The following is a 14,034-nucleotide window of genomic DNA, read 5'->3' on the forward strand; positions in this document are numbered from 1 at the left end:
ACGGCGCGGACTGCGCGTTGTAAGAAAAATTTCATGAAACAGCGCCGGCCCGCGGAAAAGGTGCGCAGAAAAGAATCAGGGCCCGGTTTTCACCGGGCCCTGCCACGCGTTTTGCGCCGTGCTTTCATGACGCGGGCATGACAACCGGCCGGATTTTTTCCGACCGGTTGCAACCCCGGCATCAACCGCCGTTGTCCACGCCCTGCACCTGCACCACGCCGTCGGGACGATAGGACGGCGCGGCCGCGCGCGGTTGCGGCGTCGCGCCGGCGCCGGTCAGCGGTTCGTTGCCGTTGCCCAGAACCTGCACGCTGATGATGGACGGCTGGTTCTGGCGCGCCTGCTGGCGGGCGCGCTGCACCGATTCCTGCGCCGCGCCGGACGCGGCCGAGGACGCCGCGCTGGCCGACGACAGCGCGCCGGTGTTGACCACCGCCGTCACCGGGATGCCCTTGCTGTCGCCCTGCACCTGGATGTTGGCGGCATTGACCACATGCAGCGCCGCCACGTTGACGTTGCCCGACACGCGGATGCCGGCCTCGCCCGCGTCGATGGTGCCCAGCGGCGCGATCAGGTCGACGTCGCCCGCCGGCACCTCGGCGATCGGCGCCAGCGTGGCGATGCCGGCGCCCGTGGACGGCGCCGTCGGCGCCAGGGTGACGTTGCCCAGGGCGTCATAGACGCGCTTGGGCGGCGTATACAGCACGGTGGTCTTGGCGCCGCGGCCGGCGTTGATGTCACCCTCGGCCGACCAGGCCTGGATGTGGCCGCCGAAGGTGGTCATGATGCGGCTCTGTCCCAGCAGCACGCTGCCCAGCGCGTACAGCTGGATGTCGCCCTGCCCCTGCGTCACCACGCCCGCCGTCGCCGGCGGCGCCGCGCCTTCGATGCCCAGCACCTGCTGTCCGCCCGGGGTCAGCACCTGGATGTTGCCGCCGAACTGCGTGCGCAGGCCGGCGCCGCCATACATGGTGAAGTCGCCCTGGTACAAGCGCTGCGCGCCTTCGGCGTCGGTCTGCGGGAACAGCGCCGCGATGACGCGGCGGCCGCGCAGGTAGCTGCCGCTGCGCGGGCCGCCCTGCTCGTTGTACTCGCGGCCGCCCTTGCGCAGTTCGGCGAAGTACAGCTGGCGCGCGTAGATGCCCTGCTGCTCGGACGCCAGGGCATCCAGCGCCGCGCGCGCGCCGTCTTCGCCGCCGTCGTAGCCATGGTGCGCGCGCAGCCAGTTGACCAGGTGCAGCTCGCTTTCCTGGCGATAGTCCTGCATCAGGTCGCGGCGCTTGCGCGACGGATCGGCCGCCACCTCGGCATCCAGCTGCGCCTGGCGCTGCGACAGTTCCGCCGGCGCGCCGGCCTCGTCGCCCTGGTAGCCATACACCTGCCGCAGCCAGCCGGCCAGCGACAGTTCACCGGCGTAGGATTGCACCACGCGGTCCGGATTGGCTCCCAGCGTCTGGCCGGCGGCCAGCGCCCGCGCCGGATCCAGGTAGCGCGCCAGCAGGCCGGCGTAGTCCGGCCCCTGCGGGCCGACGCCCGCCAGCACGGCAACGCTGGCGCCGGGGCGCGCGTCGCCGCGCACGATGGCGCCGGCGCTGACGATGCTGGCCACGTCGTCCTGGCGAATGTTGCGGCCCGCCTGCACCAGCAGCGTGCCGGGGCCGGCCACCGTCAGGTCGGCCCGCACGATGTCGCGCCCGGCGCTCACCTGCGACAGGTCGTTGGCGTTGCTGTGCAGGCCCAGCGCGCTCATCCCGAGGATGTCGCGCCCCGCCCGCACCGAGACCGGCAATGCGGCCTCGTACCAGGTCAGCACGGTGCGCGGCCGCCCCTGCAAGGCATCCGTCATGATCCGCGTCTCGGCGCCGGCGCGCAGGCCGACGATATCGCCATCCACGGCATGGAAACGCGCCACTGCCGTTCCGCCTTGGCGCGGCGACGCATCCAATGGCGTATTGGGACCGAACGTGAACAACGGCTTGGGCGAGTTCTGCCAGACCTTGTTGCCCTCGACCGAGACATTGAAGATGGTCTGGTCGTTGTTCTCGCCCGCATTGATGGCCATGAAGCCGGGGCGCCACGGCGTCGGCAGCGGCGTGTCCGCGCCGGAGATCGACACCGCGTGAGCGCCCGCGGCGAAGATCGAGCCGCCGGCCAGCATCGACAATTCACCGCTGGACGACGGCGCCAGCAACAGCACGTGGTTGACGCTTTCCGCCTCGCGCGTGGTGGCGGCCAGGATGATATTGCCGCCGGCCGCCGTCACGCCAAGCTTGGACGGGTAGAGGTAGCTCACCTGCCGCTGCGCGCCGAAGCGGGTCGTTTCATCGATCTGCAGGTCGGTGCCCGGCTTGAAGGTATTGTTGGTGGTCAGCGGCGTCAGGTTGCCGCCCGCCGAGAACAGGTCGATGGCCGTGGCCGGCGTCCACAACGTGAACCAGCTTTCGGCGCCGCCGCCCTTGGACAGGCTGCCCTGGGTGTAGGGGCTGGTGTTGATCTGGCGCACGCGGCCGGGGTCCGGCGCATCGGCCAGCACCAGGTCGCCGCGCGTATCCAGCGAGGCCACCGCATCGCCCAGCAGCAGGCGCGGCCCGCCCATGGGCTTGCCTCCGCCCACCGCGGACATATCGGGCGCGCGTAGCTGGGCGCCGTCGCCATAGAACAGCGAGATGCCGCCGACGCGGCCCGCCGTCAACGCCAGTTGCCCGCGCAGATTGACCAGCAGCCCGTTCAGATCGACATCCTCGAAGTTGCCGGCATAGCCGGTGCCGGTGCCAGCGCTGCCGTCGGTCTGCTGCATCGCGCGCAGATTGGGGTTGTACGCGCCACCGATGCGCAGATCCATGTCGCCGCCGCCCGTCAACACCAGGTCGCCGTCGACCACCCGGCCGGTGCCGGCCACCACGGCCACCAGGGCCTGCGAACGGCCGGATGCCAGATTGTTGTTGAGCAGCGCGTCGCCGCGCGCATCGCGCACGCCGGCATCGCGTCCGGCGCTGAGGCTGAGATTGCCGCCACCCAGGGTGCCGAAGCCGGTGAAACCCACGACCCGCGGCTGCTGGCTGTTGGTCGAGGCATTGGCCGCGTACGTGCCGAAGTTGATCCACCAGCTCGACGCGATGTCGTTCACGCCCGGCATGCCCACGCTGCCCTGGCGCCACAGCCAGTTGCTGAGCGCGGCGCTGGGGTATTTGGTGTATTCGACATCCTGGGTGCCATAGCGCTGGGCGTTCATGGAATTCGCGCTCCATGCATCGCCGTAGATGTCGCGGCCCGCCGCCACGGTCAGGTTGCCGCCCTGGTCCGGGTACCAGGCGCGATAGGCGGCCAGCGCCGCGTCGTACTTGCCGTCGTGCTGGATGGTGCCCAGCACGGCGTCATCGTCGGTGGTGCCGCGCGGCAGGTTGAAGCGCGCGTCCAGCGGCGCCCCCAGCGACGAGGGCGCGCCGGCCGTGTACACGCCGTAGACCGAGGCCATGCCAACGTCGCGCCCGGCCAGCAGCGACAGGTCGCCGGTGCCGGTGCGCAGCACGCTGAACAGCGGCGCGCGGTCCGCGTAGCGGTAGTCGCGCTTCACGGTGGTCTCCATGCGGCCGCCGCCTTCGCAATAACTGGCGTCGAAGCACACCTCGTTCTCATCGATGAACCACTCTTCCGCCAGTTTCCTGACGGAGTAGCCGACGTAGGCAGGGTCGCCGAAATACATGATCGCCCCGGCCAGCGTCAGCGTGCGCGAGGCCGTTTCGCAGTAGCCCGTGCCAGCGCAGAACTCATCCTCGGTCATGAAGAAGCTTTCGGCGATGGCCTTTGGCGAGGTCCCGAGCAACGACGGGTCCAAGCCAAGGTCCGTGATGGCGAGCTGCGTCAGCACACGGTCGCCGATGAAGACGCTGGTGATGGTCTTGGTGCCAAAGCCCAGCCGGCCGTAGTGCGTGTCGGCCAGGATGATGTCGCCCTGCCCGTCGGCGCGCCGCGCCGCCATGTCGGCCGCGGTCAGGTCCGCGCCCGCCACCGCCATCAGGCTCCAGGCGCTGGCGCCTTCGCCCAGCATCGGCGCCAGGGCCCAGTTGCGGCCCTGCCGGCCGTCCGGGCCGACCGGACGCAGGTTGATGGGCTGGTCGCCGGGCAGTTCGATGAAGGTCTGTGACGGGATCAGCGAGCCGCGCGCCAGGTCCAGGCGCGCGCTGGCCTTGAGCGCGGCCGGCAGCGGCACGCCCTTGGGCCAGGTGAAGGCCTGCAGCGCCGCCTCGTTGCGCAGCGTAAAGCCCACGCCCAGACGGGCGCCCGCGCCCAGCGTCAGCGCCTCCTGCAGCACCGAGCCGGCGCGCAGCACGCGGCCGTCGGCCAGCGTCAGGTCGCCGGTCAGCACCAGGCCGGCGGGTAGCGCCAGCGGGCCGTTCAGCGTCGCCGCCATCGGCAGCACGGTGCCGGCCGGCAGCGTGGCGGCCTGCGCCGGCAGGTCGTAGTTCAGCGCGCGGCCGGCCGGGAAGATGGTGCCCGTTTCCAGCTGGACGCCATCGATGGGCACCACCAGGTCTTCCCCGAACGGCGTCTGGCCATTGTCCAGGAACCGCCCTTCGACCAGCTTCCAGCCACTGTCGTCGAGGGTCTCGGGCGGCGGCGCGAAGCCGTCGTTGATGCTGCCGTGGATGGCCAGGTCGCCGCCGGCGCGCAGCACCAGCTTGCCGGGCTCGCCGTAGCCGCGCAGCGCGGCCACCGCGCGGTTGGCGTTGGGGCCGTAGCGGTAGTTCGACAGGTCGATGTCGCCCGACACCGTCAGGTTGCCATCGGGCGTGGCGCTGACGATCTCGACGCCGGGACGCAGGTGGTACGGCCCCAGGGCCGCCAGGCGGGCGGCCAGCGCGCCATTGCCGAGCGCGGCGTTCATGTAGGCCACGCTTTCGCCGTCGATGCCGTCCAGGTAGGCCTGCGTGATCAGCTGCGGCGTCTTGCCGCTGACGTCCGGCTTGGGCGCCAGCGGCGCGTCGTCGTAGCGGCGGAAGGCATTCACGGCCACGGTCTTGGCGCCCAGGATCTGCGGCGTTCCCGTGATGCGGATGGCCACGTCATTGGCGCCGTCGCCGGAACCGGCAATGGCGCCGCGCTCGCCGCCGCCGCCCAGGCGGCGGGCGTTCAGGTCGAGCGTGCCGAGTTGGCGGCCGCCCAGGCGGCTGGCGTCGTCGGTGCCGGCGCGCAGATCGAAGCGCGCGCCGGCGTCCAGCGCCAGCGTGCCGTCGCGCGAGGTCAGTTCGATGATGGCGCGGTTGGCGGCGTCGATGACCTTGCCATAGCTGTCCAGACGCAGGCGCGTGCCATGCGTGTCCAGCAGGCCGTTGATGCGCAGGTCGTCGCGTGCCGCCAGGCGGATGCTGCCGACCTGGCGGCCGCTGGCGTCGATGCGGCCATTGACCGTCAGGCTGCCGCCGTCGACGCTGATCTCGACCACGCGCGCGCGCACCTCGTCGCCCACCACCAGATCGCCCTGCTTGAGCTGGAAGCGGCGGGCGCCGGTGACGCCGCCCTGGTTCAGGCGTTGATTCAGGCCGGCGAAATCCGCCAGCGTCTGCGCGCGCAGGGTGATCTCGGCGCCGTCATAGGGCACGCGCGTGCCGCCGGCATCGTGCTCGCCGCTGGCCCCGCCCAGAATGACGCCGTCCAGCGCCACGCGGCCGCCGGCCGCGCCCCGCGCCAAGGCCTGCATGCGGCCGCCGCGCTGGTTGCGCGCCGACAGGTCGATGACCGACCCGGCGGCCTGGACGATGTTGCCGGCCACGCTGTTCAGTTCGAGGTCGCCGCCCCAGCTGTAGCGGGTGGCATCGAACGCCGTGAAGGCGCGTCCCGCCAGGTCGATGCGCGCCCCCGCGCCCAACGTGATGTCGCCATCGGCCTTGACGGCCAGCTTGCCCGACGGCAGCGCCACGGTCGAATCCAGCGTGACGCGCTGCGCCTTCAGATCGAGCGTGGCGCCCAGCACGTCGCGGGCGGGCGCCACGGCGCCGGTGCCCGTCAGCGCCAGCGCGCCGCCGGCGCGCAACGCCAGCGTCGCGCCCGCCTCACCCGTCAACAGCGGCGTGCGCAGCGTCAGATCGCCGCCCTGGTAGCGCCAGCCTTCTTCCGCCACATAGCCGTTCTGCTTGTGATAGACGTGCAGGCTGCCGGTCGACACGCCCGTGATCATCTGGGCCGCCTCCAGGTTGACCGCGGCAAAGCCCAGCGCCAGCCGGTTGGCCGGCACCAGCGAGGCCGGCACCGTGTAGGGCGAGTAGTCGAAGCGGATGACATCGGCCGCGATGGTCAGGCTGCCGTCGCCCAGGCGATCGAGCACCGCGCCGCCCGGCGCCGCGGGCTGGTCGTAGCCCAACGGCACGTTGCCGGCCACCGCGGCCCTGACCGAGCCGGCCCAGACGAATTCCGACGCACTGATGCGCGCCGTGTCGCCCGCCGCGCCATAGCCATACACCGCCGGCGCGCCCAGCACCAGCCGCCGCAAGGCCGAGGGGCCGGCCGCGGCGCGGGTGTCCAGCGTCACCGCGCCATACACGTTGATGGATTCGGCGGCATTGAAGATCAGGCTTTCCAGCGCGGGCGCGCCCAACGCCGTATTGCCGCGCAGCAGCCGCGCCAGGGCATCCTGGTCCAGCGCCAGTCCGGGCGGCAATTGTCCTGCCGCCGCGGCCTGGGCCAGCGCCTGCGGCGAGCCCAGATTCAGGCCGGACACGCTCAGCATCAGGTTGCGCGTGCCGTACTCGACGTTGTCGCGCAGCGTGAAGGCGCCGTTGGTGGCGGCGCCGATGGTGCCTTCGGACACCAGGCGCGTGGTTCCCGAGCAGACACCCGCGCAGGCGCCGATGTCGATGGCCACACGGCCGTCCTGCGTCGGCGGTCGCAGGTTGACCAGCCCATTGGACAGGACCAGCGCGCCGTTGGACTGGACCGAATAGTAATAGCCGCCACGCGCGTCCTGCGGCGCCGGCCCCAGCCCGACGGTGGACAGGACGGCCCCCTGCTCGATGGTGATATTGCCGTTGTGGGGTGAGAACAGCACGATCTCCGGCGCGTACAGGCTGGCGCCGCCGCGCACCAGCACGCGCTGGGCGTCGCCGCCCAGGCTGATCGCACCGAGCGCATCGGCCTGGGTGGAGGCGCCTATCACGCCACCCAGCACCATGCGCGCCGGACGCAGGGCGTTGAGCGCGTCCGCGGAAACGGCCACGCCAGGGCCGGCCAGGGCCGGCGCCTGCCCCGGACTCAGGATTTCCAGGCCGCCGCCGCGCACGTCCACGGCCAGGGTGCCGCCCGCGCCGGTGCTGCCCGGCGCCGCGGAGAAGCGCGCCACGCCGCCGAACGACAGGGCCGGCGTGCCTTCGCGGCCCGCGCCCGGCGTCAGTTTCAGGCGCAGCATGCCCGCGTCGGCCAGCTGCATCGGCAACGGCGTGCCGGTGCGCGCCGCGTTCGCCACCAGAAAGGCGCTGTACGAGGTTTCGTTGTATTGCGCATGGCGACGCACCACGTCGCCCGGCGTCACCAGCAGCTGACTGGCGGCCACCGCGCCCGGGTTGACGCCCGGCGCCGTCATCCGGCCCGTGGTCACCCAGGAGCCGCCGCGGGTCGGCGCGGCCTGCGCGGCGTCGAACACGCCCGGCGCGCCAGCCTCGACGCGGAACGCGCCCGGCAGCATGGCGAAATTGGCGGGCAACAGCGTGTAGGTGCCGGGCGGCAAGCCCGGCACGCCGGCGCCGATGGTGACGCGCTGGCCGTACGCAGGCATGGCGGCGTCTTTCGTGGCCGGCGCATAGTCGCCGCCGAAGCCGGGCACGATGGCATAGACGGCATTGCCGGACTTGCTGAAACCGAAGCCGGGATTGGCGTCGGCCATGGCGTACTTGAGCACGTCCACGGAACCGCCGCGTCCGCGCACGAACGCGGCGCCGGTCAGTTCGCCGCCGCCTGACAGGTCCAGCAGCGAGCCGGCGTCGGCCACGATGGATTTCATGTTGATCTGGATCATGCGGGGCGGCGCGCCGTTCAGATCATTGCCCCCCACGCCCGTGGTGCGGATCTCCTGCCCGCCGTACAGGTACTTGATGCCGTCGGTTGTCCCTCCATAGGGCATTACCAGCCCCTGGCCGCTGATCGACGTTACGCTGCCGGCCAGGAAACGCACGCTGGACGGCGCGTCTTCAGGCCCCATGAAGAAAATCGAGCCAAGCGGCGCGCGCACCACGCCGCCCTGGACGATATTGGGCCCCGACAGCGTCACCGAACCGAAGGCGGAATACGGCATATCGGGCAATTCATCCGTGGCGCGCCGGATCGTCAGCACCGCATTCGGATTTCTCAGTACATTGCCGCCCCCCTGCCCGTAGTATTCGCCCGCGGCGATCCCGCCGCCGCCGCCGGTGGTGGGATAGATCTGGGCCGCGGTGATGGTCAGGCGGTTCGGCGCGCCAAGCAGCGTATTGCCATTGAAGTCCTGGCCCACCGACACCCTCGCCAGGCGCAGGTCGCCGGTCAGGTTGATCTGGACATCATCGAAGCTGCGCAAGTCGCGCATGCCGCGCAGATCCATCATGCCGGCGTCCAGCACCAGGCGATGCCCGCGCTTGAGCCAATCCGGCGCCACTATGCCGACCTGCACCACGCTGTCGGACCCCAACGGCGGCTCATAGGCCGCGTGATTCAGGAACACATAGGGCGCCGCCAGGTGCACCAGGCTGTCCGCGGGCGCGTTCTCGCTCAGCATCAACGGGCCCGACAGGCGCAGGCTCTGGGGCATGGCCAGCGACAGGCCCTTCTCGGCCCTTACCGACGCGAACAACGCCAGGTTGCCGAAACCGCCGGCCTGGACCTGATCCACGCCCAGGCCGCCGGCGCCATAGCGCAGGTCCGCGGCAAGCTCGCCCGGACGCAGGTCGGCGGGCAGCAGCGGGGCGCCCCGCTGCTGCGACAGCGTCAGCACGCGCGGCGTCAGCACCGCGGCCTCGGCCAGGCTTCTCAGGTAGAAGGCGGGCGCCAGCGCCACGCCCAGGGTGCCACCCACCGCGCCCGCTCCCCCCGCGGCGGCGCGCAGGTCGCCGTCCAGGTACAGGCTGTTGGCCGACGCCAGCACGATGCTGCCGCCGTTGTAGGCCAGCAGCGTGGCGCCGCGGCCGGGCAGGTCCACCAGCGCCTGTGATCCGGATGCGTCCAGCAGCGAGCCGGGACGCAGGATCAGGTGCCGATCCATCGGCCGGCGCGGAGCGTAGGCATCGGCTTCCCAGTCCAGCATGCCGCCGATCTCGATCTTGCCGCCGGCGCGCGCCACGCCATAGCGGCGGCCGTCGGTGGCCAGCGCGACGTGGCTGTCGCCGGCCACGTCCAGCACCGCGCGCCCGCCGATCCACACCGAGCGGCCGTTGGCCTTGGGGGTGTAGTTCTGCTGCGAATTCACGCGCGTGTCCAGGATCGAGATCAGGCCCCCGGGCGCCACCAGCCGGCCCAGCACCGTGATCTGGTCGCCCCCGACCAGGCGGATCGACTGGCCCGGATCCACCGCGACCCGCGCGCCCTCGCCCACCTCGAGCACGCCGCCCAGGGCGGCGCGATCCGAGCGCAGCGTCAGGCTGGCGCCGCCACGCTGGCTCAGCCTGGCGCGCTTGGGATCTTCCGTGTAGAGCGGCGGCGTCCACAGCGCCAGGGCCTGGGCCGGGTCGGCGCCCGATACCGGCAGCGCGCCGGCTTCGCGCCGCATGCGCCATGCCGGCATGGCGACGGCGATGTCGGCGCCCTCGGCGACCCGCAGGCCGCCATGGCCGTTGATGTCATAGCTGGCGAAGCCGGCCTGGAACAAGGACGGATCCAGCCGCACGGCATCGGCCGCCAGGCCGTCGGCCGGGCCGCCCAGCACGACGGTGCCGCCGCTGGCGAGGCTGAAGGCCCCGCCGCCGCTCACGCCGTAGCCGCGCACCGCGCCGGCCAGCGACACCTTGCCGCCCGACTCGGCCTGCGTGCTGACGGCGTTGGCTTCCAGCGTCACACTGCCGCCGCGTCCGCCCTGCACCGCGCCGCTGGTCAGCAGCGCCGCGCCCGACGACACATCGATGAGGCTGCCCGCCGCCAGCGCCATGTCGCCGGTGCCGCGCAGCGACACGCCGCCGCCATCGATGACGGCCAGGCCGCGTTGCGCGGCCGGGTCCTGCTTGAGGTTGCTCCACACGCCGCGCGTATCGAGCACGACCCCGCCCGCCACGCGCAGCGCGGCCTTGGCGCCGGCCGCCGGCGCCAGCGCGACGTCCTCGACGCGACCGGTCTGGCCAGGCTGGCGCAGCAGGTTGCCGGCCTGGATCAGGCCGCCGCGGCTGACCAGGTCGGCGTTGATGTCGACGGTGGGCGCGTACAGAGTGATCTCGCCGCCATCGGCGCTGCGCAAGGCGGCGTCGACGCTGATGCCGCGGCTGGCGGCGATGTGGATGGCGCCCAGGCCGAAGCCGTTCAGGCGGTCGGCGTCCAGGAACAGCTTGCCCGTCAGGTCGGCGGGCAGCGCATCGGCCAGGTCCAGGCCGGCGGAACGGCCCGCCAGGTCCTTGCCCACCGCCACCTCGGCGGCCGTGCCGGTGGCGCCCAGCTGGTAGCGCAGGAAATTGCCGGCGGTGTCGTAGTACGGCTTGTAGCTGCCCACCACGAACTGCGCCGCACGCGCCGCGTTGCGGTGCGACTGGCTGTAGCCGTCCTGGCCGGCCACCGGCGCGCGCGTCTGGCGGTCGCCCTGGTAGGTGTCGCTGATCAGATCGCCGTCCAGCACCGCGTTGCGGGTCGAGACCACCAGCGTGCCGGCGTCGCGGCCCACGGTGTAGCCCGACTCGTAGCGCGTCGGCGGCGCGATCAGCGGGTTGTAGAAGCGCCGCGTGGCGTTCTCGCCCCAGCGTCGCGACACGGCCTCGTAGCCCCGGTACAGGCCGCTGTAGAGCAGGTCGCCCGGCGCGCGGTCGGCCAGGTACAGGCGGCCGTCCTCGCCGCGCAGCCAGCTCTGGCGGATCTCGCCGCTCTGCACGTCGAGCGTGCCGCCCGACAGGTTGATGGCCGAGCCGGCCTGCGTGACCACCTCCGCGCCATCGAAGCGCACCACCCCGCCCTGCGCCAGCCAGTGGCTCACCGGCACGCCCAGCGTGCCCAGGTAGCCGCCCACTTCCAGCAGCCCGCCGGCCGTGTACCAGCGGTCGGTGTCGTTGCCGCCGCTGCCCGCCGCCAGGCGCACCAGGTCGCGCCGGTCGAGCCACACCTCGCTGTTGTTCAGCAGCTTGCTGTCGCGGTTGACCGGCGCGTCGCGCTGTTCGTTGCCCTGCAGGTTGATCTTGAGGTTGTTGGACTCCATCGACACGCTCACGCCGACCGCGCCGCTCACGTCGATGCGGGCGCCGTCGCGCACCAGCGCGCGGCCATCGGCCTTGACCGCCACCTGGCCGCCGGTGGCCAGCGACAGCGAGCCGCCCTGGAAATCCACCGTGCCCTGGCTGCTGATGCGCAGCAGCGACAGGTCGCGGCGGAATTCATCGCCGGGAACCAGCGCGGTATTGCCGCTCACGGCCGGTTGCAGCAGGCTGCCGCGCTGGCCGTCCAGCGCCGTCGCCAGGCCGGCGTCCACCAGGATGGCGCTGACGGCGCTCTCGGTCAGCGTCACGGCGGCGCCATTGCCGCGCGCGTCCAGATGGATGGTGCCGCGCGCGTCGACCGAGGTGGTCGACACCACCACGCCGGCCTGCTCAACGCGCTGGGCGGTAAGGGTGACGTCGCCTTGCGGCGCCTGGATCAGGCCGGTGTTGCGCGCCAGCCCGGCGCCGGCCACCTGCACCTCGTTGCCGCGGGTGGTGGACGCGATGTTGCTGTCCGATCCCTGGCCGCGGCGGATGATGAAATTGTCGCCGGCAGCCAGGAGCGCCTGGCCCTGCGGCGTGCTGATCTCGCCGGCATTGAGCACTTCCTTGCCCGCCAGCAGCACGTAGCCGCCGCCGCGCGTGGCGCTGCCGGGCGCGGCGGTGGCCAGGCGCGCGCCGGGCTGCACCTCGATCTTGCCGAGCGCGTCCTGGAAAGTGGCGATCTTCCCGTCGGCGTCGGCGTAGATGCCGCGCTCGCGGAACTGCGCGTCGCTCATGGTGGCGGCGGCCACCACCAGGTTGCGCGCATTGACCTGGCTGGTGCCGCTGAAGATCACGCCGTTCTGGTTCACCACCAGCACCGTGCCGTCGGCCTGGATCGCGCCCTGGATCTGGCTGGGCCGGGCCGACGCGCCCACCACCCGGTTCAGCACCGCGTCGTCGGCCTTCTGCTGGAACCGCAGCGTGGTGTTGCGGCCCACGTTGAACGTGTCCCAGTTCAGAATCGCCCGCGACTGCGTTTGCTCGATGGTCACCAGTTGGCGCCCGCCCTCGGTGCCGGTGCGCGGCTTGTTGGCGCCCTCCCATTTGGCCTGCGCGCCCTCGGCGATCCACAGCCCGCCCTGCGTCAGTCCGTCCGGCACGGCGGCGCCGTTGGCCGCCGCGGCCGCGCGCGCCGCCGCCTGCGCCGCCTGCTGCGCGGCCACCGCCGCGGCGGTGCGATTCAGGTTGTCCAGCGAGCGCTGCAACTGCTGGCGCGACTGCGCCTGCTGGCGGGCGCTGTTGCCGATGCCGGCCAGGCTGCCGTCGGGCATGCGGCCGGTGCGCTGCGCGGTCGACTGCACCGCGCCCTTGTCCGCGAACCAGGCCGGGCTGAAGGCGCGCGCCTGCGCCTGCGCCGCGCCGCTCCAGCCGCCCGCCACCAGCAGCACCGCCAACGCCTGCGTCACCGGCCTCAGGCGCCAGGCGGGACGGCGCGAACGCCGCGGGGAACTGCGGGAAACAAGAGCGTGATTACGGCTGGGCATGACGGCTTTTCCTTCCTGGAATCGGATCTGGCATCTGCAGCGCCGGGGCCGGTTCGCCGGGAAAAAACGGCGGCGCGGACCGGGCGATTCTGCGCATGGGTGCCTAGACCGTCTGAAGCGTCATCGACTGCGCTTTTTCACAAAAAATTCATATTTCAGGTTTTGGACGCGGCGGCGGCCGCCTGCGGCCGGCTCAGCTCAGCAGCACGATGCCGCCGGGCAGCGACGTGACCTGGGCGCCGTACACGTCGCGGATCAGCAGCGCGGCATCGGCCAGCTGGTCCAGCGAAAAGCGCGCCTGCACCAGGCTGCCCGCCAGGCGGTCGCCCACCAGCACGATGCGGCCGGGGCGATAGCGGTTGATCTCGTCGACCACCTGCGCCAGCGGCACACCGTTGAACTCCAGCACCCCGCGGCGCCAGGCGGTGACCGCGTCCAGGTCCACCCGCCGCGGTCCGCTGGCGCCGGCCGCGCCCAGCACCACCTGCTGCGCGGCGGTCAGTTCCAGCGAGTCCTGCCGCGATGTGACGCGGGCGCTGCCCTCCAGGCAGGTCACGCGGACCTGGCCGTCGGTGTAGCGCACGTTGACGCAGCCCGACGTGGCGTTGATCCGGCCGGCGCCCGCCGTCAGGCTGACGGGTTGGCCGGCCGTCGCCAGCTCGACCTCGCCGGCCAGCAGGTCGATCTGCTGCGCCTGGCCGCTACGCGACAGGTTGATGCGGGTCTGCGTGTTCAACTGCACGCTGGCATCGCCCGCCAGCGCCACCCGGCGCTGCTCGCCGGTGCCGCTGCGCACGTCGGCGGTCAGTTCGTCGACGGCTGGCCACAGGCCCAGCGGCGGCTTGAACGCCAGCCACGCGCCGCAGGCCGCCACCGCGCCGCCCAGGAAGGCGCGCCGCGCCGGCCGCGCGCTGCGGCCACGGCGCGCCTGCGCCGCCTGGACCTGGCGCGCGGCCGGCGCCAACTGCTGCCAGGCGCTGCGCGTTTCCTTGAAGATGCGGGCGTGCTCGGCGCTCTGTCCGCACCAGCGGCGAAAGGCCTCGCCATCGGCCACGCTGGCCCGGCCCGAAGCCAGGCGCACGACCCAGGCCTGGGCCTCGCGCTTGAGCGCGGCCGCGGGGTCGCCACCGGGGCGGGAGCGTCTGAACAGGGGTGTCATA

The 14,034-nt window shown here is 72.2% G+C and carries 2 protein-coding genes; both read right to left on the reverse strand.

The genetic code is table 11. The features are described 5' to 3' along the window. Positions 1 to 181: 181 nt before the first annotated feature. Complete coding sequence (locus AT699_RS20420; protein ID WP_145964697.1) at positions 182 to 12,874, reverse strand: filamentous haemagglutinin family protein; 12,693 nt, start codon at positions 12,872 to 12,874, stop codon at positions 182 to 184. A 193-nt stretch (positions 12,875 to 13,067) separates the two neighbouring features. Continuing rightward, positions 13,068 to 14,033 (reverse strand): FecR family protein, encoded by a 966-nt coding sequence (locus AT699_RS20425; RefSeq protein WP_024069662.1) that lies wholly within the window; start codon positions 14,031 to 14,033, stop codon positions 13,068 to 13,070. Position 14,034 lies beyond the last annotated feature (1 nt).

It is taken from the genome of Achromobacter xylosoxidans, from assembly GCF_001457475.1.
Lineage (GTDB): Bacteria > Pseudomonadota > Gammaproteobacteria > Burkholderiales > Burkholderiaceae_B > Achromobacter > Achromobacter xylosoxidans.